This window comes from Mucilaginibacter sp. P4_E8, from assembly GCF_056401495.1.
In genome coordinates this window covers 95,075-118,146 of record NZ_JBFUJG010000010.1, presented here as the reverse complement: position 1 = coordinate 118,146, position 23,072 = coordinate 95,075, and the positions used below count along the sequence as shown (strand labels likewise).

Sequence of the window (23,072 nt, the reverse complement as noted above, 5' to 3'; positions counted from 1 at the left end):
CGGGAGGGCCAGTTACTTTTGTCGCCACAAAAGTAACCAAAAAGGCTTTCAGCAGAAATGCTTCTTTGCGCTCATGGCCTTAGCCCTGCAAATCAGACAGAACCACGGGCTGCTAAATTTTTACACCACTTCGTTCCCGTTATCCCTGCTTCAGTAAAAATTGCTAATGCCCTTTCAGCCGCACGAGGCCGCCATGTTCTGCCTGCTTTCACCCGAAGCTTATCTGCTGACGGGAAACAATAAAGAAATCATGGTAATCCTTTAATCCCAAAAATCCCGGTTCAGACAAAAATCAACGAAATCAAAAAAATCCCTCAAAATCAACGGTCAAAATCCTATCTTTGCCCATGCAAGAAAAAATCCTCATTCTTGACTTTGGCTCGCAATTCACCCAACTTATAGCGCGCCGTGTCAGGGAGCTCAATATTTACTGTGAGATCCACCCTTTTAATCATTATCCCGAAATTGACAGCACTGTAAAAGGAATTATCCTTTCCGGCAGCCCTTATTCTGTAAGGCAGGACGATGCACCTCATTTTGATTTCGAACAGTTTCATACTACCCGGCCTATTCTGGGGGTTTGTTATGGGGCGCAGTACGTAGCACATTTTCATGGTGGCGAGGTATTGCCATCAAGCACCCGCGAATACGGTCGTGCCAACCTGGAATACATCAACAAAGAAAACCCTTTATTTAAAAATATTCCTGAAAGCTCGCAGGTTTGGATGTCGCATGGCGATACCATATCAAGCATTGGCGAAAACTTTGAGGTAATTGCCAGTACCGATACTGTAAAGGTTGCGGCCTACCAGGTAACCGGTACCCAAACCTACGGTATCCAGTTTCACCCCGAGGTAACCCATAGTATTGACGGCAAGCAATTGCTGGAGAACTTTTTGGTTGACATTTGCGGTTGTCACCAGGACTGGACACCCGATTCCTTTATCGAAACTACTATAGCCGCCCTGCAGCAAAAACTGGGCGATGATAAAGTAGTGCTTGGTTTATCGGGTGGTGTTGATTCATCGGTAGCTGCAGTGTTACTGCACCAGGCTATTGGTAAAAACCTTCATTGTATATTTGTTGATAACGGCCTTTTGCGTAAGGACGAGTACGAACAGGTACTCGATTCCTACAAACACATGGGCTTAAATATAAAAGGTATAGACGCCAAACAACGTTTTTACGATGCGCTGGCTGGTTTAACTGATCCTGAAAAGAAACGGAAAGCTATTGGCCGCGTGTTCATTGAGGTTTTTGATGATGCCGCGCACGAGGTTCAGGATGTAAAATGGCTTGGCCAGGGTACTATTTACCCAGATGTTATTGAGTCGGTTTCAGTTAAGGGGCCATCGGCTACCATCAAATCGCACCATAACGTTGGCGGATTACCTGATTTTATGAAACTCAAAGTAGTTGAACCACTAAACACTTTATTTAAAGATGAGGTAAGGCGTGTGGGCAAGGCTTTGGGCATTGATCCGAATATTTTAGGCAGGCACCCTTTTCCTGGACCGGGATTGGCTATCAGGATTTTAGGTGATATTACACCAGAAAAAGTAGCTATATTGCAGGAAGCCGATGCGATTTATATCAACAATTTGCGGTCGTACGGTGTTTACGATAAAGTTTGGCAGGCCGGTGCTATATTTTTGCCGGTACAATCAGTAGGGGTAATGGGCGATGAACGTACATATGAGAACGTAATTTGCCTGCGTGCTGTGGAATCATTGGATGGAATGACAGCAGACTGGTGCCATTTACCTTATGACCTGCTGGCTAAGATCTCGAACGAGATCATTAATAACGTAAAAGGAATTAACCGGGTAGTATATGATATCAGTTCAAAACCACCTGCTACCATTGAGTGGGAATAAATGGTTATTGTTTTTTATAACGGCGCTGATACTGGGTGCATGTTCGCCAAAAGTGCGGCCTGTATCAACGCCCGTAAAAAAACAAACTGAAAAGCCTGAAAATAAAGCTGCCGAAAAGTCACCCGTTAAGCCCGAAACAAGAGCAGCGGTAATATCCATGATATTGCCTATGGGGCTTGATCATGTAAGGCCGCGTACATACAGCAGTGCAGGCTTAACCCAGGCCAACATGAGCGTGGAATATTACCAGGGTTTTAAGCTGGCTTTAGATTCATTGACCGCCGAAGGAGCTAATTTTAAATTACAGCTTTACGACTCCAAGGATGATGCTTCGGCAGCGCACAGCCTGGCCTACAACCCGCAGATCAGAACAAGCGATCTTGTGGTTGGTCCGGTTTTTCCTGATGGTATGAAAGTATTTACCGCTACAATGGGTACGCGTGTGCCAATTTTATCGCCACTGTCGCCTGCATCACCGGGTACTATTAACAACCCTAATTTAATTACAGTTATTCCCCCGCTGGAGTATCATGCCTGGGGTGCGGCACAATACATCAATGAAAAAATAAAACCCAAAAAAATATTTATTCTTCGTTCGGGCTTTAGCCAGGAAAACGATTATATAGTTAACTTTAAAAAAGCTATTGATAGTTTAGGTAAAAAAAAGATAAAGGTTGTAACCTTAACCATATCGCGTGGGCAATTAGGTGGCCTTATTCCGCAATTGTCAAAAAACGAACGTAATGTGTTTGTAATGCCGGCTACTGACCAGGCATTTTTAGGAGTAACCTTACGGTCTTTGGATACTTTAAGTAAAAACTATCCGGTAGTATTGTTTGGTCATCCAAGCTGGGAGAAGTTTAATTTTTTAAAGACAGATATATTGCAGCGATTGAACACGCATATTACCTCGACCGATAAAATAAATTACAAACACGGGGCTACAATTGCTTTTTTGCGTAACTATCGTAAAGCATATCACGTTGAACCTACCGATTTTGCCATAAAGGGCTTTGACGAAGGTTTATACTTTGGCAGGCAGCTTTTTGAGGGTGATGCCGGTATGGCGGAGCTTGATAAAACAGATTTTACAGGCATACATAACAGTTTTCACTTTGTAAAAAAGCCGGGACTGGGATGGGTTAACGCTCATGTAAATATATTAATGTACACTAATTTTGAGTTAAAACAGGTAGAATGAAGGCTATAAACCAGCTTAAAACGTTTCAGCGAATATTGGGTGAATACCCGGCCGATACGCCTCTAAGTAAGTTTTTACCCGGTTTTTACAGGCAAAACAAACAAATGGGCTCAACCGACAGGCGCATAGCTAACAGGTTGGTGTACAACTATTTTAGGATAGGCAGGGCTCTGCCTGATTTGCCGGCAGACGAGCGTTTGTTTGTAGCCGAATTTTTATGCAATACACAAACCAACTCCTTTTTACAGCATTTTAAGCCCGAATGGGCTGTATGTGTAGGCTTTAGTATAGAAGATAAGCTCGCCCTTGTAAAAACAGCTTACCCAGCCTTTAATTTAACTGATATATTCCCCTGGGGAGCGCAGCTATCGGCGGAGATTGATCAGGATGCCTTTTTAAAATCATTCTTTTTTCAGCCCGACCTTTTTATCAGGGTGCGCAATGGTTATGATCATTTGGTTAAAGCCGAATTAGGCAAGGCCCAGGTAGCATTTAAAGATGAAGGTAACGGATGCCTGTCATTGCCTAATGGTACCCGGCTCGAAACCATATTCCCTGTGCAGCATTGGTTTGAGGTACAGGACTTGTCATCGCAGCAAACCGGCGATTTCTTTAAACCACAGCGTTGGGATAGCTGGTGGGATGCCTGCGCGGCATCGGGCGGTAAGTCGCTGCTGCTGCATGAAGACGAGCCTAACATAAAACTCGTGGTATCAGATATCCGCGAGTCGGTACTGGCTAATCTGGATGAACGTTTTCACCTGGCCGGTCTCACCAAATATCAGAAAAAAGCGCTCGATCTAACTACCAACGTTGATCAAACGCTGCATGATTATGCTTTCGACGGTATTATTCTTGATGCTCCATGTAGCGGCTCGGGTACCTGGGGCCGAACGCCTGAAATGATAGCCCAATTTAATCCGCAGAAAATAGAATTTTTCCAGAAGCTACAGAAAAGCATCGCTCAAAACGTTGTAAAATATCTTAAATCCGGTAAACCGCTCATCTACATCACCTGCTCGGCCTTCAAAGCCGAGAACGAGGACGTAGTTGATTTTTTAATAAAAGAAGTTGGCCTAAAGCTGGAAGAAAGCAAAGTGCTGAAAGGCTACGAGCACAAAGCAGATACCATGTTTGTAGCGAGATTGAGCCCCCCGGCCCCCTAAAGGGGGAGTAGTTTGTGGTAGCTGCTTAGCATACATCATCGACTTATTCCTGCATTTTTGACTTTGCGATAACCGCATAAACTATGCCTCCACCAATCAAACCAATTGGGAGATAAATTTGCCCCGGAATTAATATAGCCGATATGATCGCCAAAAATACACCTATTCCAATTCGCAGAATAGCTATATTATAAAAAGGCTTTTGTTCTTTGATCGCATCAGCTTTTCCCTGGATATCTAAATTCTTTAATACCTGTCCAATTAATTCTTCAGGAATGCCTTGTTTTTCAAGCCGCGCAAAAATAACTTCGTTATCGTAACCAGCTTTTTTAAGTTTTGTACCCTCCAAATAGACCTTGTTTTTTAGTCCCTCATCCATTATTTAGTAATTATATTTTTCATGCTAATCAAAAACTCCCCCTTCAGGGGGCTGGGGGGCTTATAAATGCGTATTACTCCTGAATAATTTAATCGCGATGGCCAGCAAAATAATCCCAAAGGCTTTGCGCAATATACTAAGGCCTACCGGGCCCAATAACTTTTCGAGCCACTTTACATTTTTGAGTACGAGGTAAACTACAATGGTGTTGAGCACTATGCCAACCAGTATGTTTTGGGTTTGGTATTGTGATTTTAAAGAGAGCAGGGTGGTCATGGTTCCGGCGCCTGCAATCAGCGGGAAAGCGATGGGGACAATAGAGGCCGATTGTGGGATCTCTTCCTTAAAAAAATCTACACCCAATATCATTTCCATAGCTATGATAAAAATAACCAGCGAACCGGCTATGGCAAAGGAGGCTATATCCAGGCCGATGATGTCAAGCAGCTGATCGCCCACGAATAAAAACACGATCATGAGTGCCAGAACCGCAATGCTGGCCTTTTCAGATTCGATATGCCCTACGCGCTGCCTTACCTGGATAATTACGGGTATTGCCCCCAAAATATCAATAATGGCGAAAAGGATCATAGTAACGGATAGTACCTCTCTGAAAATTAGTGGATGCATGGTTGTAGGATTTTTATTCGCGTGATTTTAACCGGAAACTCAGCAAAAGTGCAATTAAAATATAGAAGGAAGATAGGAAAAAAACACCATGTACGGAAATCAAAGCTGCGAACCCAGCGGTTAAAGGGCCCAGGGTTTGCCCTATAGAAGCATAGGATTGGTTGATGCCTAATATTTTACCCTGTTCTTTGTGATCAATACGATCAGCAATGATGGCGTTGATCATGGGGTTGCGCAGGCCATTAAATAATCCATAAACACAAATACCCACTGTAAAGGTAATGAAGGCGTTGGTGAGCCCCGTAATGAACATAGCTGTCATACATAATATGGTTGACAGGAGCAGGATCATGGATTTTGATGAGCACCATTGCGTTAACAGCGGTACGCTCAACTGCATAATAATGCCGCTTACACCAAAACCTGCATACAAAATACCTATTTGGGTTGGGCTTATCTTTAATACATCAACACTAAAGGTTTGAAAGCCGATAAGCATGGTGAACTGCGCCATAGTAAGCAGAAATCCGGTAAATACCGCAGTGCCAATGACTGGGCGTTTTAAGGTGGTGATCAATGCCGAGAGTCTGAAATTAGTTTTGCTGTCATTCTTTTTCCTGGGATCTGGCAGGTTGGTTTCACGAAGAAAAAAGATAGTGCACAGCGTACCGATGAATGAAATGCCCGCTGCGAAAAAGAACGGTACCTGCGGCCCAAACCTGTTGAGCAAACCGCCTATAGCCGGGCCAATTACAAAGCCAAAACCAAATGCCGACCCCAGTATGCCAAATTTTTTCGCCCTGTTTTGAGGCGTTGCCGTATCAGATACCATGGCTTGTGCTACGGATACATTACCGCCTGTTAAGCCGTCTAAAATGCGGGCAGAAAACAGCATGAAAATACTGTTTGCCCAGGCAAACAGCAGGAAGGAGAGGCAGGTACCGGCAATGCTTATGATAAGTAATGGTTTACGGCCAAATTTATCAGACAGGGAGCCTAAAACCGGTGTTGCAAAAAACTGGGCGACTGAAAATGAGGCGGTAAGTATACCAAGTGTTTCGCCGGTTATGCCAAAAGTTTTACCATAGCTGTATAGTACCGGAACAATAATGCCGAAGCCCAGCGAGTTGATGATACAAACAAATACTAATACCCAAAGRTTTTTATCGGCCTGCATGAATTGGTTTTATCTGTAGGTAATAAAAGAGAAGGTAACAAAAAAGGTTCTGAATTTTCAGAACCTTTTTAATTGAAATAGCAATTTTATACTGTTATTCTATAAATTTTGGATTGATAGGGTCAACAGCCGGCTCAACAACACCCTTACGCACATGTGAGCGTTTTATGCTGTAGCTAAAGTAAATTATAAAACCGATCAATAACCAAACGATTAGCCTGGCCCAGTTTTCCCAGCCTTCACTGGCTATCATACATAAGCATATCGCTGCACCTAACGGACATACGATCATATAAAGTGGTGTCTGGAACGGACGTTTAATGGTTGGGTCAGTTCTGCGGAGGATAAATATACCTATACAAACCAGCACGAATGCGAACAATGTACCGATACTCACCATATCACCTACATATTTATCAGGAATAAAACCAGCAAATAAGGACACAAAAACAAAGAATAACCATTGTGACTTATACGGTGTACGATATTTAGGGTGTAATTTTGAAAATACTTTAGGTATCAAACCATCAGTGCTCATGGTATAAAACACGCGGGTTTGTCCCATCAGCATCACCAGGATAACCGAAGAGAAACCAGCCAGGATAGATACCGTAACAAATGATGCTAACCATCCGTAACCCGGCATCGCGGTTTTAATGGCATAGCTTACAGAAGCTTCTTTTCCCTGGATAAGGAAATCTTTGTAGGATACCAAACCTGTTAACACGTGTGAAAATAAGATGTAAAGTGCAGTACAGATAACCAATGATATCAGGATACCTTTTGGCATATCGCGTTGTGGGTTTTTAGCTTCCTGTGCAGCGGTTGATACAGCATCAAATCCAATAAAAGCAAAGAACACCACACTGGCGCCACGTAACACACCCAGCCAGCCGTGATTAAAGGTATCCGCATAATCAACAACACCTGTACTAACCTTAACGGTACCGGCATCAGCAGGGATCATATAAGGCGTATGGAATGCGGGATTAATAAAGTGCCAGCCTAAACCAATGATCATTAATACAATGGCCACTTTAACAATTACAATGACATTATTTACAACAGCTGATTCGGCCGTACCGCGGATAAGTAACAGAGTAAGCAGGAACAGGATCAGTATAGCTGGTAAGTTAACGACACCTCTTGTACCCAGCTCTGCCGCATACATACCGGCAGTGGTGTTAGATGTCTCGAAAAACGAGTGTGTCCATTGATAGGGTATATGATAGTCAAAAAAGGTGTGTAAAAACTCGTTAAAGTATTGCGACCAGCCTATGGATACAGTAGCTGCACCCAGTGCATATTCCAATACTAAGTCCCATCCTATGATCCAGGCTATGAACTCGCCCATGGTAGCATAAGAGTAGGTGTAAGCCGACCCGGCAATAGGTATCATACTGGCAAATTCTGCATAGCACAAACCGGCCAGGGCGCAGCCGGAAGCCGCTATAAGGAATGAAATAGTAACAGCCGGACCTGCATGTTCGCCGGCAGCAGCTGCTGTACGAACAAAAATACCAGCCCCGATAATAGCACCGATGCCAAGTGCTATAAGCGATCCAACGCCTAAAGTTCTTTTCAGCGATTTCTCTGTCTCTACCGAGGCAGCCATTAATTGCTGAATAGGTTTCTTAATAAATAACTTCATTTTAAAATAGTAAGATCAGTTGTAAAAATTTAAAAATTCACATTCCCCCAAACGTACTTAAATTTATTGAAAAGATAAAGAGCCGAATGTAACTAAGGAAGAGTAAGGAAAATCCAAATAATAGTTCGAAAAATCGAGTAAATCTATAGATAATTGGATTTTGATGTTTAACCACGTAAGTGTCTCATTTGTAGTATAAGCCGATAAAAAGCAGTGTTTGGGTAACACTATTGCTTTTAAGGTAATTATATACTGAAAAGGGTGGCAAAAACGGGAAGGTTGTTTTGCTTATAGCATCTGTTACCGCGTTTTTATAGCATCATAATTCTTGTTTGCCACATAAAAGGCAATAACCTTTATCAATTAACGGCCTGTCTGCTACTAATTTCAGTTATTCCCTATCCCCATCTTAGGTGATATCCCTCATGTGGATTGTTGCTTTACTTTGTTGCATGATTTTAAACACAATCAAAAAGCAATGAAAAGCATATTTAAAATTTCAGTTTTTATGTTAATGACCAATCTCAAAATAATGACTGTAATACATCAACTCCTATAACCTCATAATTATATACACTTTATTTATCATCTACCTATGAAAAACATCAATTTAAACAGAGTTTCTGCAGCAGCTGCAGCATTGCTTATGGTTCTTTTTTTATTCCCGGCCTGTAAAAAGGACAAGAATGAAACAGCTGAAACAGCGCCATTAAAAACAACTTCAATCACGTTTTCCGGAGCTAACGAGATCCCCGCAAACAACAGTACGGGTACCGGAACAGGTCAAATCTCATTTGATCCAACTGCAAAAACCATAACTTATAATGTTGCATGGCAGCTTGGATTACCCACCGCAACAACAACAGATATGCACTTTCATGGTGCCGAAGATGGTTCTGATACCAAGAGTTCGCCCATAGTTGTTGAACTGGAAGGTTTTTCAACAGGCAATTCCGGTAAGTTTTCTGGAACCACCCGCGCGCTTACTGATGCCGAAGTAAATCAGCTATTGGCCGGCAAATGGTATATGAACATCCATAGCACAACGGTAACAGGCGGAGAATTAAGAGCGAATATTAAGTTTTAGTTTTGTTAATAGTTAGTTAAGTAGCCTGTGGAAACACGGGCTTTTTTTGTTAACAGATTATAAGATATATTTATTGATAAATATTAGAGAATGGGAAAGTATTTAACTGAAGAGCAGCTTACTGCAAATTTACGATCGGGTAAATATATTGAACAATGGTTACCCTCTTTTAAACATCATGATTATGTGGTTTTAAGATGGATAAGAATTGATCAGGAGAAGGACTTAAGGTATAGTATCAGTTATTTCGAATCCTTTGATGAAGGAAGTGAAGATTTCTTTGATATATATGAGTTCTCTTTAGTAGATCCCGATGAACCTTTTGGAGTTATAAATACATTTGATACTATTGATGAGGTATTAAAATTTGCTGTAATTAAATACTTTGCCTCAATTCAAAGATTTGTTTCAGTTGGAATTATACAGGATGAGTATCTGAATTATCTTAGAAGTTAAAGTTGATGATTTATTCAAACATGAAAAAGCCGCCCTCATCAGGCGGCTTTTTCTTTATAAATTCAAATAAATTACACTTTCTTATCAGCCTTGATCACTACATGGGTGTTCATGGATTGCTTCTGCAATTGTCTTTGTATCCGTGGATTGTTTTGTACCTGATAATTCAGATGCGGTGCAATAACCAATGAAACGATTGACATCAGCTTGATCAAAATATTCATTGACGGGCCTGAGGTATCCTTGAACGGATCTCCCACAGTATCGCCGGTTACAGATGCTTTATGCGGGTCTGATTTTTTGTAATGCATTTCGCCATTTATTTCAACCCCTTTTTCAAATGATTTTTTGGCATTATCCCATGCACCACCAGCATTGCTCTGGAAAATTCCCATCAGCACGCCCGATACCGTAACACCGGCCAGCAAACCACCCAACACTTCGGGACCGAATGCAAAACCGATAATGATTGGGGTGATCAAAGCAATTAAGCCCGGAGCAACCATTTCGCGGATGGATGCTTTGGTTGATATGGCCACGCATTTTTCATACTCTGGTTTGGCTTTATATTCCATAATGCCCGGTATTTCGCGGAACTGGCGCCTTACTTCCTCAACCATGGCCATAGCCGCACGGCCCACTGCCGAGATACACAATGCCGAAAAGATAAAAGGGATCATCCCGCCCACAAATAAACCGGCTAAAACATCAGCCTTGTAAATATCAATATGCTCAATACCTGCCACACCCACAAATGCCGCGAATAAGGCCAATGAGGTCAACGCTGCCGAAGCAATAGCAAAACCCTTGCCTGTAGCAGCAGTAGTGTTACCTACGGCATCTAAATTGTCTGTACGGTGACGTACTTCCTCGGGCAGGCGGCTCATTTCAGCAATCCCACCTGCGTTATCGGCAATTGGTCCGAAAGCGTCAATGGCTAATTGCATAGCCGTAGTGGCCATCATACCAGCTGCCGCGATAGCAACCCCATATAACCCAGCAAAATGGTATGACCCATAAATGCCCGATGCTAAAACCAGGATAGGCAACACGGTTGATTCCATACCTACAGCCAGGCCGCCAATAATATTGGTAGCATGCCCGGTTGACGATTGGCGGATGATGCTCAGCACCGGGCGTTTACCCATTGCGGTATAGTACTCGGTAATGATAGACATTAAAGTACCTACTATCAGTCCTACAACTATCGACATGAAAACACCATTTTTTGTGAATGGAATTATACCAGCCTTTATGACATGGTTTGCATCCTCATCACGCACCATGTGGAAACTGTCATTTGGCAACATCCACTGTACTACAAAATAAGTAGCGATGGCAGTTAATATGATGGATGCCCAGTTACCTATGTTCAGCGCTTTTTGTACGCTGTCTGTCTCGTTTTTAATTTTTACGAATGATGTACCAACAATAGAAAATACCAGGCCTAAACCTGCAATAACCATAGGTAACAATATAGGTGCTATACCACCAAAATTGTCATGTGATACAATTTCGCGGCCCAGCACCATGGTAGCCAGCATAGTAGCCACGTACGATCCGAATAAATCGGCACCCATACCTGCAACATCACCAACATTATCGCCTACGTTATCGGCAATGGTTGCGGGGTTACGCACATCATCCTCTGGGATACCGGCTTCAACCTTGCCCACAAGGTCGGCGCCTACGTCGGCAGCTTTGGTATAAATACCACCGCCTACACGTGCAAATAATGCTATTGATTCGGCACCCAATGAAAATCCTGCTAAAACATCAAGCGCTTTGGCCATAGCCTCGCCATTTACGGTGCCTCCTGTATTTTTAACATAAACGGTGTAAAAAACAATGAATAACGAGCCTAAACCAATAATGGCCAAACCCGCAACGCCCAGTCCCATTACAGTACCACCGGTAAATGATACTTTTAGCGCTTGCGCCAAACTGGTACGTGCCGCCTGCGTGGTACGCACGTTGGCTTTGGTGGCAATACGCATGCCCAGGTAACCGGCAAAAGCCGATAAAAAAGCGCCTATTACAAACGATACCGCAATAATCGGGCTTGATGTGGCTACCGTAGTGCCACTCCAGGCCAGTAATAGTCCAGCTATAAATACAAATCCACCGAGTACCTTCCACTCAGCACGTAAAAAAGCCATTGCCCCATCGGCAATGTAACCGGCCAGCTTGACCATGTCGCCATCGCCGGGATCTTGTTTAGTAACCCAGGCGGCCTTAATAGCCATTACGGCTATTCCAATAAGGCCAAATACCGGGATCAGATAGATTAAGTAATCGTTCAAAAAATCCATGTTCACAAATTTGGTTTATAAAGTAGTTCAGTTCTATGTTATAAGGTAACAGATATAATAATTGGTGCTTGCAAAATAGTAATTTTATTTCTTTACAATAGCCTGCCAATTATAAAGTTTTTTGAATAGTTTAGGGGTTTAAACCCTGAATAACTTTATGGCAAAAAACTCCGGTCAACCAAAAATGAAACACGAGCTGGGCTTGCTCGATGGTACTATGTTGGTAGCAGGCTCTATGATAGGGTCGGGTATATTTATTGTAAGCGCAGATATTATACGTAATGTAGGCTCAGCAGGTTGGCTAATTGCCATTTGGGTAATAACCGGTTTCATGACCTTAACTGCTGCATTAAGCTACGGTGAGCTAAGCGGGATGTATCCCAAAGCAGGCGGACAGTATGTTTACTTAAAGGAAGCCTACAATAAGCTCATTGCTTTTTTATATGGCTGGAGTTTCTTCGCGGTGATCCAAACGGGAACTATCGCCGCTGTAGGGGTGGCATTCTCTAAATTTACAGCATATATAATACACCCTTTTAGTGAAGAAAATATACTGTTTAAGCTTAAAACCGGGCTTGACGCAGCCGGGCACGACAAGTTTTTTACCATCAGCGCGGCGCAGGTGGTATCAATCATTTTGATCATTATACTCACGTTTGTAAATACCCGTGGTGTTAAAGGCGGTAAGCTGATACAAACCACTTTCACCATGACCAAGCTGATTAGTCTTTTTGGATTGATAGGTTTTGGGTTTTTGGCCTTCAAAGGCGATATATGGCATGCCAACTGGACAAATGCCTGGGATTTACATAACCTGAACAAGGATGGTACTATCACTAACTTAACTGTAGGTACCGCTTTGGGAGCTATTGCTGCCGCTATGGTAGGCTCCATCTTCAGCAGCGATGCCTGGAACAGTGTAACCTTTGTTGCCGGCGAAATGAAGAACCCAAAACGCGATGTGGCGCTCAGCATGATGTTCGGTACCATCATTGTTACAATTATTTATGTGCTGGCCAACGTGGTTTATACAGGTGTGCTTTCATTACATGAAATTTCTGTTGCCGATAAGGATAGGGTAGCCGTTGCTGCTTCGCACGTTATTTTTGGTAATATAGGTACTTACGTTATAGCGGTTATGATCATGATATCAACTTTTGGCTGTAACAATGGATTGATACTATCAGGTGCACGTGTTTATTATACTATGGCTAAGGATGGCCTGTTTTTTAAACGTACCAGTACACTGAATAAGTTTGGCGTACCACAGTTTGGCTTGTGGATACAATGTTTGGTAGCTTCATTACTATGTTTAAGTGGTCGTTATGGCGATCTGTTAGATATGATATCATTTGTAGTGGTAGTATTTTATGTATTAACCATATTAGGCATATTCATTTTAAGGGCTAAACACCCTAACGCCGAGCGCCCTTACAGGGCTATTGGCTACCCCGTTTTACCCGCATTGTATATTTTGATGGGCGTAGCCTTTTGCATATTGCTGTTTGCCTATAAACGCGATTTTGCATTATATGGCTTATTAATTGTACTTATCGGTATCCCTATATATTATATATCGCAACGGAACGTAAAGCATGAGGATGAAACGGTTACTGATAGTTAGTTTATTTATAATTAGCGGGCAGGTTTATGCCCAGGATCTTCAGCAAAAATTATCAGCAGCTTTTAACAGGTTACAGGCCGATAGCCAGTGCAATTATGCATCAGTATCATTAACCGTGCTTGATGCTAAAACCGGCGAACAGGTGTTTGCCGCCAATCCTAACATGGGACTGGCTACTGCATCAACCTTAAAAACCATTACCAGCATCACCGCGTTTTATGTTTTAGGTGCCGATTTTAAATACCAGACGCAGCTTGGTTATGTTGGTGATATAGCAGCCGACGGCACCCTGAACGGCGACGTAATTATTAAGGGTGCCGGCGACCCCACCCTGGGCAGCTGGCGGTATGAGCAAACCAAAGAAGCCCATGTACTGGCCTTAATGACCGATGCGTTGCAAAAAGCCGGTATTAAAAAAATTAAAGGCCGTATTATTGGCGACGACAGCATTTTCGGCACACAATCTATCCCCGAAGGGTGGATATGGCAGGATATAGGTAACTACTATGGCGCCGGAACATCGGGCTTGTGCTGGCGCGAGAACCAGTTTGATATTAAGCTGCGTACCGGTGTAGTGGGTAACCCCATCGGCGTATCGCGCACTGTACCTTTAATGCCATACCTCAGTTTTAAAAGCGAGCTGGTGAACGGCCCAAGCAATAGCGGCGATCATGCTTATGCCTTTTTACCTGTTGGCAGTACAATGATGTACCTTCGGGGCAGCTACGCCATTGATCAGGATAAAAAAAGCATATCCGCCGCTGTACCCGATGCCGCTTATGACGCCGCCCTGCGTTTGGCTGATACTTTAAAAAAATTAGGGATTACCACCAGCAACGGTCCGGAATCTGCCGCTACTTTGACAGCTAAGGGATTGCCCTTGCCACAAGCCACAAAAAGTTTAACCAGCATTCAGTCGCCGCCATTGAGCAGGATCATTTACTGGCTTAACCAAAAGAGCGTAAACCTGTATGCCGAGCAATTGCTTAAAACCATAGCCTGGAAACAAGGCCGTAAACCTACCACTGTAAACGGTGTTGAGGAGGTTCAGAAATTTTGGAAGGCCCGCGGCATCGATCCCAATACCATTAATACTTATGACGGCAGCGGCCTTTCGCCAGGCGACAGAGTAACCACCAATACTATGGCCAGAATCCTGCAATCGGCAAAAAAGGAAAGCTGGTTTGCTGATTTTTATGAAAGCCTGCCGGTGTATAATAACATGAAAATGAAAAGCGGTAGCATCAACAATGTGCTTTGTTATGCCGGTTTCCAAACTCGCAACGGCAGGGAACTTTGCTTCTCTATCATGGTGAACAACTTTAGCGGATCAAGCAGGGGCATTAAGGAAAAAATGTTCAGGGTGCTGGATGTGCTGAAGGCCCCCTAACCCCCTGAAGGGGGAACTTTTGACTTCCTCTCACATATTCTGTAAAACTTTGTAAGTTTATATGCCAGTATAAGTAGTTGATCATGAAAAAATTAAGCGTTGTAATAATCCTGCTGATGACGTCGGCCTTGTTTGCCTGCAAAGGGAATAAAGCCGGCAACGGCGCCGAAGCTGTAAAAAGTGTAAAGTTAAAATTCACTGAACTGGGCCGTGAAACCATCATTAGTATTGACTGTGATAAATTTGATTACTATTTCCCCGAAAGTAAAGTTAAAATCTTAACCCAACCCAAAGCTATTGACAGCTTAATGCACATACTGAATAACATGAAGATGGCAGAAGACGGCTATAAACCCGATGTAAGAGGTAAAATATATATCACCCATATCAATAACACTATTGATACACTATGCGTAGGTGTTAAAGTGCTGAATTATAAAAGCATTACTTACCAAACCCCACAGGATCTGCTTAGGTTTATACAGAAATAAAGATAGAAAGAAACCCGCGGTCGCTCGACTCTGGGTCACAATTGTTCGGAAGATTGTAATCGCAGTATATATTCCCTCCCTTGGGAGGGGTGAGGTGGATTGTGTAATGGCAGGGAGGGGTTTATACAAGCGATACAAACTGGCATGCTTACTAAACCCCTTCCTCCCCTTCCCCAGGGAAGGAATCGCACCGAGCCTAAGCGCTTTCCTTTTATTCTTCAAACAGAGCCGTGCGAGAGACTATTTATCTTGTTGCATCACCCCAATAAAAAGGGACAAATCAATCGATCTGCCCCTTTTTACAATATTATAAAAGCTAAAATTTAAGCGTAAGTAACGTTCAAAGTAATAGGTACGCTCAACGCTTTTGATATAATGCAATTGGCTTTGGCGCCCTCGGCAATTTCTTTAAATTGAGCTTCGCTTACACCGTCGATGGTTGCTCCTTTAAGTTCCAGGTGGATGCCTGTAACACTAAGGGCTACCATATCCAGATCTAATATAGCATCAGTGGTTAAGTCATTAGGAGTAAAACCTGCCTGGGTTAAAGCAGCGCCAACGGCCATGGTAAAGCAACCTGCATGTGCTGCGGCAAGCAACTCTTCGGGGTTGGTACCTATGCCATCGGCAAAACGGGTTTTAAATGAATACTGTGTTTTGTTTAATACAGTGCTTTGGGTGGTTATTTCTCCCTGACCTGCTTGTAATGTGCCATTCCAATGGGCATTTGCTGTACGTTTCATAAGTTTGGTTTTTGTGATGTTATTTGTTATTGTTGGTTAATAGTAAAGTTAGTGGTTTATAACAGCTGATAATCTCTTTATCATTTGTCTTTTCTCTAACTGTCCTTTATCTTTTCTCTAAAATTACCACTTCGCCCGTTCATATTGTACAGGCCAATTTATTTCGTGGCCCAGTTCGTGCGCGGCGCGTAGCGGAAAATGCGGGTCGCGTAACATTTCGCGGGCTAAAAATACAACATCGGCTTCACCTTCCTGTATAATTTCATTGGCCTGAAACGCTGTTGTTATTAAGCCCACCGCACCTGTAAGTATACCACTTTCTTTTTTAACTTTCTCTGCAAATTCAACTTGATAACCTGGTTTTAACGGTATCTTAGCATTGGCAACATTTCCGCCGCTTGAGCAATCAAGCAGGTCAACCCCTTTATCTTTCAATATTTTTGCCAGCGCTACAGAATCATCGGCGGTCCATCCACCTTCTGTCCACTCTGTTGCCGAAATACGTACAAACAAGGGATTTTCCACTGGCCAAACTTCCCGTACAGCCGCAACAACCTCCAGCATAAAACGTATGCGGTTCTCAAATGAGCCGCCGTATTCATCGGTACGTTTATTACTTACCGGCGAAAGAAACTCATGCAGCAAATAACCATGGGCGCCATGCAGCTCAATCACTTTAAACCCGGCAGCTATGGCCCTTTTTGCAGCAGCCTTAAAATCGGCCTTTATTTTTTCAATACCAGCTTTATCCAGTTCAAGCGGTGCTTCCTCATTTTCTCCGAACGGAATAGCGCTTGGGGCTAATGCCTTCCACCCGTTCTTTTGATCAGATGGTATTTGTTTACCACCATTCCAGGGTTCGGCATGGCTGGCTTTGCGGCCGGCATGTGCCAGTTGTACACCCGCAATGGTTCCGTGCGAGTGAATAAAATCCGTGATCTGCTTTAATTTGGGGATATGTTCGTCATGATAAATACCCAGGTCAGCAAAGGAAATGCGACCCTCGGCTGATACCGCGGTAGCTTCGGTAATAATTAACCCAGCTCCGCCAACCGCTTTACTACCCAGGTGTACCAGGTGCCAGTCGTTAGCAAAGCCATCTTCACTGGAATACTCGCACATTGGCGATACAGCGATGCGGTTTTTTAATTCAATGTTCTTTATTTTTAAAGGCGAAAATAGATGTGCCATAGTTTATTCTTTTTGTAAATATGGTAACTAACAGCGTTAACTACCTCACTGTTTTGTAAAACTTAAAGAAGCAAAAAGAAGCTGAAAGTCGAAGGCTAAAAGCACTATAAGTTCATAATAAAAGCTGAAAGCTCTGTATGTGCGTAATAAAAAGCTTTAAGCCTAATGCTTTCAGCTTTAAGTTTTAATGTATTCGCCCACGTTCATCTTCGTTACCGGTGTCGCGTTTTTCGGTGCTGGTTTCTTTACCAAAGCGATAGCTTAAGCCCAGTTGTACAAACCTGTTGAGCTGAAAGTTGGTGAACTTGCCGTTGATGCCATTCACCGTGGTACTTACCGCCGATGCACTGCTCCTGAATGCATCATTGAGGTTTAGGGTGATGTTCAGTTTCTTTTTCATGGCCAGGGCGGTAAAACCAACATCTAATTTGTAATAAGCATTTGAGCGGCCAATATGATCAACCTCGGGAAACTGGTACCAGAAATTCACTGCTGCAGCAAATGTTTTATCCGCATTAAAATACATGGTATTGTTGGTGGCCACATATGCACCATAACCACTTATGCTTTTAATATACGGGATATTGGAATGTGCATCGGTATGATAAAAAGTAAACTGGTTATTATTATCCAACCAGGGAAACAGGTGGAGCGATAAATTCTCGGAAATACCCACCCGGTAAGTTTTGATAAAATTTAACGGGATAGTATAAACCAGGTTGGTATCGGCGCTGGCTACGGTCACATTGTAAAAGCCATTATCGGTAATGTTTAAGAACAAGGCCGAGGTAAGCATGTTTTTGTATGTATGCGATAGCTCAAAATTGCTGTTATATTCAGGTTGCAGGAAGGGGTTCCCCTCGCCATAGCTATAAGCCGTGAATAGTGATTTAAAGGGGTTCAGATTCCAGAAGGTAGGGCGGTTGATTCTGCGGCCAAAGCTAAACGCGAAACCGTTAGCCGTATCAGCCTGATAAGATATTTGCGCGGACGGGAACAGCTTTAGATATTTATTGGTATTGGTTTGATTTAAGGTATAGGAAGTACCTTTGGTTTCGGTGTATTCGGCGCGTAAACCGGCCTGGTATTTCCATTTATCCTTTTCTTTATTGAGGTTTATGTACAACGATTGGGTGTTTTCAATATACCTGAACTCATTGCTCAGGTTGGTATTGTAAGTGAGTTTATCGTTGATATTCTTATCATAATAAAAAGCGTTGCTATAATTATTGATAAAACTAAGCTTGCCCCCGAAAGAGAATTTAGCGAATGGAGTAGGGATCTCCGCATCGGCTTTAAAGGTGTATACTTTAATAAGTTGCTTATTGGTATCAAAAAATCGGGTATTATTTTCGGGGATAACCTGTCCGCTGGGTAAATAGCTATTACTTTCAAAATCAGACCGGTCGTTGCGGTTATAATTAAAATAGTCGGCATTCAGGATTAGTTTTTTGCCTGTTGTATCAAAGTTGATGATCGCATGTGCATTGCCCGAATTACTGATGGCCACCGGATGGTAAGTGGCATAAGTTCTTAATGTAGAATCAAGGCCGCCGTTGCTGTTATAGATGGGATTATTCACATGGTCCGATCCATCGTAAACATTATTTCCGCCTAAATAGGAAATGCCTATGGTGGTTTTTGGACTAACTTTATAATCAACCCCGGCTATGATGTTAAAATTATGAAGGCGGTAATTGCCCGTATCGGTTTGCAGCCAACTTTGTTTAGGGTAAAAAACATCGGTTTCAAAGCCTTCCAGTTCGTGATCATGATCAATATTTACGCTGCTGTAGGCCGACCATTTGCCTGCATTATAATTGAGGTTGGCGCTGCCGCTGGCCAGCCAGTAATTGCTGGTACCAAAAACGTTGGCCGGGCTGTGCAGCCACTGCTTGTCGCTCAATTGTACATTGCCCGAAAAACCTTGTTTACTGCTATGTTTGGTAGTGATGTTTATTAAGCCGGCATTCCCATCGGCATCGTAGTTGGCAGATGGGTTTTTGATCAGCTCTATTTTGGAGACCTGATTGGCCGACAGCGACTTTAAATACCTAACCAGATCAGTGCCCGCGAGCTGAACAATGCGGTCGTTAACCATCACCTTCACCGCGCCTTTGCCCACTATACTGATCTCGTCTCCATTTACCTTTATGCCCGGAACCTTGCTAATAGCTGTAAGGGCGTCACTGCCTGTAGCCGTAATGCTGGCAGATACGTTGTAGACCAGTTTTTCCTGGTTGTTTTCGATAGTGGCTTTATTTGCTGTAACCACTACCTCGTTCAATTGGGTGCTTGATGCCTGCAGGCTGATGTTTACGATAGTGTCTTTGGTAATGGAAAGCAGGGATTGGTATTTTTCGTAGCCGGTAAATGCAACTGTGAGTTGGTATTGGCCGCTATGCAGGTAATTAAAAGTAAAGCCACCCGCTTCATCAGTTTGCAGGGATTGATTTTTATTGTTGTTGATGTTGAGCAGACTTACCCCGGCATAAGCTAAAGCGTGTTTTGATGCATCATTTACCGTTCCGGTAAGTTTTATTTGCGCTGACAGGCCACTGTGAATTACAGCGAAAAGTATTAAGGTAGAAACAAATTTCAAATTATAACAGGCTTAAAAATTTGTTAATGATAAGTAAAGATATGGCAAATAGGAAATTGTGAAGAGAGATTATCTGATTTAGATGACCGAAACTATTCAGATGTTTTATTAAGCCATATTAAACCATCCTGTATACGTCAATATAATATCCTTTTACCTTTAAACCACATATAACTGTAAAACAATACTTAGATTCGGGATGTTAAGGCTGATTTGTAAATAACCCTTTAAACTAACCTTAATTTGACTACATACACAACCCTCATTATACTCAGCGGACTGGTGATTTTTTCATACCTGTTTGATCTGCTGGCTGGTAAAACTAAAATCCCTTCGGTTATTTTATTGTTGCTGCTGGGCATTGGCTTAAAGCAAGTGGTCGACTATTTTGGTATGCCCATGTTTAACGTTTCGTTAATACTGCCTACACTGGGTACACTTGGTTTAATACTCATCGTATTTGAAGGTGCGCTTGAGTTGCGGTATAACAGCAATAAAAACGCCGTTATTAAAAAGGCATTTTTATCGGCACTAAGCATCATGTTGATTAGCGCGTTTGCCATCACCTTTATTATATATTACCTCACCGGCGAGAGTTTTTACAAGTGTTTTGTAAACGCTATCCCTTACTGTGTGGTGAGTTCGGCCATAGCTATCCCATCAGCATCTAACCTGATCAAAAGTAAAAAGGAGTTTATTATTTATGAGTCTTCGTTTTCGGATATCCTTACGGTAGTGCTGTTTAATTTTATTGTGAGGAACCCGCAAATTGATGTGGTGTCATTTGCCAAGTTAGGGGGCGAGCTGGGCGGCATTATACTGGTAGCCATTATATCGTGTTTACTGCTGCTTTATGTAATAGGGCGCTTAAAACATCATATCAAATCATTCCTTATTATATCGTTGCTGATATTGGTTTATTCCATTGGCCAGTCATACCATTTATCGGCATTGATCATTGTGCTGGCGCTGGGACTATTCCTTAACAATGCCAACCAGATCCATTTGGCCTGGTTCAGGAAATGGTTTATATATCCAACCTTTCAGCATGATATTAAGCAGCTGCACCAGCTTTCGGCCGAAAGCGCTTTTTTAATGCGCACTTTCTTTTTTATTGTTTTTGGGTACACCATGAATATAGGTGAGCTTAATGATATCCCTGTTTTGTTAGGTGCCGGAGCCATTTTGCTATCTATTTATATAGTGCGGTTTTTATACATTAAACTGGCCTCAAAAACCGATCTGATGCCTGAGCTGGTTATTGTTCCTCGCGGATTGATCAATGTATTGCTATATTATAACCTGCCACCCAATTTAAGGATTCCCCAGGTTGGTGCCAGCTTACTGTTTGTAGTAGTGTTGGGGACAAGTATTATCATGAGCCTGGGTTTGTTAGTAACCAAACGACATGTAGCCAGCCACAATCAGGAATTTCAGGATGTTTGATAAATATATATTGCAACAATGACCATTACTACACGCCTCGCCACATTTAATGATATACCGGTATTACAGCAATTGATCGAATTATCGGTTCGTGGATTGAGTACTGATTATAATACACCTAACCAGATTGAAAGCGCCATCAAATATATTTTTGGTGTAGACACGCAGCTCCTTATTGACGGTACCTATTATGTAGCCGAGATTGACGGGATAATAGTTGGCTGCGGCGGTTGGAGCAAGCGCAATACCCTTTACGGCGGCGATCAGCATAAAGCGGTAGAAGACCCATTGCTTAACCCTGAACATGATGCCGCAAGGATCCGTGCTTTTTTTGTTCATCCTGATTATGCAAGGCGGGGCATAGGTCGGCACATTATTTCGGTATGTGAGAACGCGGCGCAAAGTAATGGATTTAAAAGCTTTCAGTTGGGTGCCACGCTACCCGGCGTACCACTTTACAAGGCTATGGGTTACCATGCGGTTGAGCATATAACCCAGCCTATGCCTAATGGCGAGATACTGCCTATTGTTAAGATGTACAAGGTTTTATAGTACAGCAATAAGCCTATATTTACGCATACAAACAGGCTAAACAGAGCAAGTTCCGGGTTTTATAGCGTGTGGTATCACCCTACATTTGTAGTGTAATAATTAATAAATAACATTATGAACACACAAGAAAAAATCAATTACAATCGTATTGCCGAGGCAATCAATTATATAAAGCTGAATTTTAAAAATCAACCTAATTTGGATGATGTGGCTGAAAAGGTGCATTTAAGCCCTTTCCACTTTCAGCGTTTATTTACCGACTGGGCAGGTATCAGTCCCAAAAAATTCTTACAATACCTGAGTCTTGATTACGCCAAAAGCATTTTGAAGGATAAACAAGCCACCTTGTTTGATACCGCTTTTGAAACAGGTCTGTCAGGTACCGGACGTTTACATGATCTGTTTATCAATATTGAGGGTATGACCCCTGCCGAATATAAGAACGGCGGTAAGGAGCTTGATATTAATTACAGCTTTGCCGAAACCCCTTTTGGAAACATCATTGTAGCATCAACCCCTAAAGGTATTTGCTACATGGCTTTTGCCGATGACAGGGAAGAGGCGTTTGATCAGTTGTTGCAACAATTCCCCAATGCATCTTATACACAGGTAGTGGATGTAACCCAGCAGGATGCCCTGTTTATATTTAAAAAGGATTGGTCGGAGTTATCAAACATCAAACTGCACTTAAAAGGCACTAACTTTCAGCTTAAAGTATGGGAAACCTTGTTGAAAATACCAATGGGTGGTTTAAGCACCTATTCAGATATTTCGCAGCAGATAAAATCACCGGGCGCCAGCAGGGCGGTGGGTAGCGCGGTAGGGGCCAACCCTGTAGCATTTTTGATCCCATGTCACCGGGTTATTAAATCAACAGGCGAAACTGGTCAGTACCACTGGGGTTCAACCCGTAAATCGGCTATGATTGGCTGGGAAGCGGCTATAGTAAATAATTAAGCTATTAAATTGCTCAATATATAACCATGTCATTTCGACGAACCAAAGAGCCATTTCGCGTTGCGTGAGGATAAATCTTGTACAATTGGCAAAACCGCCGTTCTCTTGTACAAGATTTCTCCTCGCCCCTTACGCTCAAA

The 23,072-nt window shown here is 42.6% G+C and carries 19 protein-coding genes; 11 read left to right on the top strand and 8 right to left on the bottom strand.

The features are described 5' to 3' along the window. Positions 1-347: 347 nt before the first annotated feature. The 3 genes from guaA to AC1DRQ_RS06750 are packed head-to-tail and all read left to right on the top strand — an operon-like array spanning position 348 to position 4,244. Positions 348-1,877 (top strand): glutamine-hydrolyzing GMP synthase, encoded by a 1,530-nt coding sequence (gene guaA / locus AC1DRQ_RS06760; RefSeq protein WP_429398544.1) that lies wholly within the window; start codon positions 348-350, stop codon positions 1,875-1,877. Next, positions 1,834-3,078 (top strand): ABC transporter substrate-binding protein, encoded by a 1,245-nt coding sequence (locus AC1DRQ_RS06755; protein WP_477423099.1) that lies wholly within the window; start codon positions 1,834-1,836, stop codon positions 3,076-3,078. Before guaA ends, AC1DRQ_RS06755 begins: the two co-directional genes overlap by 44 nt. Then, complete coding sequence (locus tag AC1DRQ_RS06750; protein ID WP_477423098.1) at positions 3,075-4,244, top strand: RsmB/NOP family class I SAM-dependent RNA methyltransferase; 1,170 nt, start codon at positions 3,075-3,077, stop codon at positions 4,242-4,244. The genes AC1DRQ_RS06755 and AC1DRQ_RS06750 overlap by 4 nt, the downstream gene beginning before the upstream one ends. A gap of 43 nt (positions 4,245-4,287) precedes the next feature. Here the strand turns inward: AC1DRQ_RS06750 and AC1DRQ_RS06745 are convergent, their stop codons facing one another. From AC1DRQ_RS06745 to AC1DRQ_RS06730, 4 genes are all read right to left on the bottom strand, one after another. After that, the gene (locus tag AC1DRQ_RS06745) at positions 4,288-4,623 is read right to left on the bottom strand and encodes a hypothetical protein (protein ID WP_477423096.1); all 336 of its coding nucleotides are present in this window, start codon (positions 4,621-4,623) and stop codon (positions 4,288-4,290) included. A 60-nt stretch (positions 4,624-4,683) separates the two neighbouring features. After that, positions 4,684-5,253, bottom strand: a complete 570-nt coding sequence (locus tag AC1DRQ_RS06740) for a MarC family protein (protein ID WP_477423094.1) — start codon at positions 5,251-5,253, stop codon at positions 4,684-4,686. A 13-nt stretch (positions 5,254-5,266) separates the two neighbouring features. Beyond that, complete coding sequence (locus AC1DRQ_RS06735; protein WP_477423092.1) at positions 5,267-6,430, bottom strand: MFS transporter; 1,164 nt, start codon at positions 6,428-6,430, stop codon at positions 5,267-5,269. Between the two features lie 94 nt (positions 6,431-6,524). Continuing rightward, positions 6,525-8,081 carry an amino acid permease gene (locus tag AC1DRQ_RS06730; protein ID WP_429398533.1) on the bottom strand — a complete coding sequence of 519 codons (1,557 nt, stop codon included), beginning with the start codon at positions 8,079-8,081 and terminating at the stop codon, positions 6,525-6,527. Positions 8,082-8,676: 595 nt separating this feature from the next. On the opposite strand from AC1DRQ_RS06730, the gene AC1DRQ_RS06725 reads away from it, so the two are divergent. Together AC1DRQ_RS06725 and AC1DRQ_RS06720 are read left to right on the top strand one after the other, a co-directional pair. Further along, positions 8,677-9,168, top strand: a complete 492-nt coding sequence (locus AC1DRQ_RS06725; RefSeq protein WP_477423090.1) for a CHRD domain-containing protein — start codon at positions 8,677-8,679, stop codon at positions 9,166-9,168. 90 nt (positions 9,169-9,258) lie between these two features. Beyond that, positions 9,259-9,624, top strand: a complete 366-nt coding sequence (locus tag AC1DRQ_RS06720; RefSeq protein WP_477423088.1) for a hypothetical protein — start codon at positions 9,259-9,261, stop codon at positions 9,622-9,624. Between the two features lie 71 nt (positions 9,625-9,695). Here the strand turns inward: AC1DRQ_RS06720 and AC1DRQ_RS06715 are convergent, their stop codons facing one another. Continuing rightward, the gene (locus AC1DRQ_RS06715; protein ID WP_477423086.1) at positions 9,696-11,936 is read right to left on the bottom strand and encodes a sodium-translocating pyrophosphatase; all 2,241 of its coding nucleotides are present in this window, start codon (positions 11,934-11,936) and stop codon (positions 9,696-9,698) included. Positions 11,937-12,120: 184 nt separating this feature from the next. Here AC1DRQ_RS06715 and AC1DRQ_RS06710 point away from each other — a divergent pair, with 184 nt between their 5' ends. The 3 genes from AC1DRQ_RS06710 to AC1DRQ_RS06700 all read left to right on the top strand — a co-directional run bounded on the left by AC1DRQ_RS06710 (position 12,121) and on the right by AC1DRQ_RS06700 (position 15,441). After that, positions 12,121-13,560, top strand: a complete 1,440-nt coding sequence (locus tag AC1DRQ_RS06710; RefSeq protein WP_477423085.1) for an APC family permease — start codon at positions 12,121-12,123, stop codon at positions 13,558-13,560. After that, the gene (dacB, locus tag AC1DRQ_RS06705) at positions 13,538-14,950 is read left to right on the top strand and encodes a D-alanyl-D-alanine carboxypeptidase/D-alanyl-D-alanine endopeptidase (protein WP_477423083.1); all 1,413 of its coding nucleotides are present in this window, start codon (positions 13,538-13,540) and stop codon (positions 14,948-14,950) included. Before AC1DRQ_RS06710 ends, dacB begins: the two co-directional genes overlap by 23 nt. Positions 14,951-15,033: 83 nt before the next feature. Then, positions 15,034-15,441: a hypothetical protein gene (locus tag AC1DRQ_RS06700; RefSeq protein ID WP_477423082.1), complete on the top strand. Its 408-nt coding sequence runs from the start codon at positions 15,034-15,036 to the stop codon at positions 15,439-15,441. A gap of 323 nt (positions 15,442-15,764) precedes the next feature. Here AC1DRQ_RS06700 and AC1DRQ_RS06695 read toward each other — a convergent pair whose 3' ends face one another. The 3 genes from AC1DRQ_RS06695 to AC1DRQ_RS06685 form a co-directional block, all read right to left on the bottom strand. Next, on the bottom strand, positions 15,765-16,184 hold the full coding sequence (locus tag AC1DRQ_RS06695; protein WP_429398521.1) for an OsmC family protein: 420 nt from the start codon (positions 16,182-16,184) through the stop codon (positions 15,765-15,767). A 123-nt stretch (positions 16,185-16,307) separates the two neighbouring features. Continuing rightward, complete coding sequence (namA, locus tag AC1DRQ_RS06690) at positions 16,308-17,375, bottom strand: NADPH dehydrogenase NamA (protein ID WP_477423081.1); 1,068 nt, start codon at positions 17,373-17,375, stop codon at positions 16,308-16,310. Between the two features lie 184 nt (positions 17,376-17,559). Next, positions 17,560-19,977, bottom strand: a complete 2,418-nt coding sequence (locus AC1DRQ_RS06685) for a TonB-dependent receptor (protein WP_477423079.1) — start codon at positions 19,975-19,977, stop codon at positions 17,560-17,562. 243 nt (positions 19,978-20,220) lie between these two features. Between AC1DRQ_RS06685 and AC1DRQ_RS06680 the strand changes: the two genes are divergently transcribed. The 3 genes from AC1DRQ_RS06680 to AC1DRQ_RS06670 all read left to right on the top strand — a co-directional run bounded on the left by AC1DRQ_RS06680 (position 20,221) and on the right by AC1DRQ_RS06670 (position 22,932). Further along, positions 20,221-21,423 (top strand): cation:proton antiporter domain-containing protein, encoded by a 1,203-nt coding sequence (locus tag AC1DRQ_RS06680; RefSeq protein WP_477423077.1) that lies wholly within the window; start codon positions 20,221-20,223, stop codon positions 21,421-21,423. Positions 21,424-21,441: 18 nt separating this feature from the next. Beyond that, complete coding sequence (locus AC1DRQ_RS06675; protein ID WP_477423075.1) at positions 21,442-21,975, top strand: GNAT family N-acetyltransferase; 534 nt, start codon at positions 21,442-21,444, stop codon at positions 21,973-21,975. A gap of 114 nt (positions 21,976-22,089) precedes the next feature. Next, positions 22,090-22,932 (top strand): bifunctional helix-turn-helix domain-containing protein/methylated-DNA--[protein]-cysteine S-methyltransferase, encoded by an 843-nt coding sequence (locus AC1DRQ_RS06670; protein WP_477423073.1) that lies wholly within the window; start codon positions 22,090-22,092, stop codon positions 22,930-22,932. Positions 22,933-23,072: the final 140 nt, after the last annotated feature.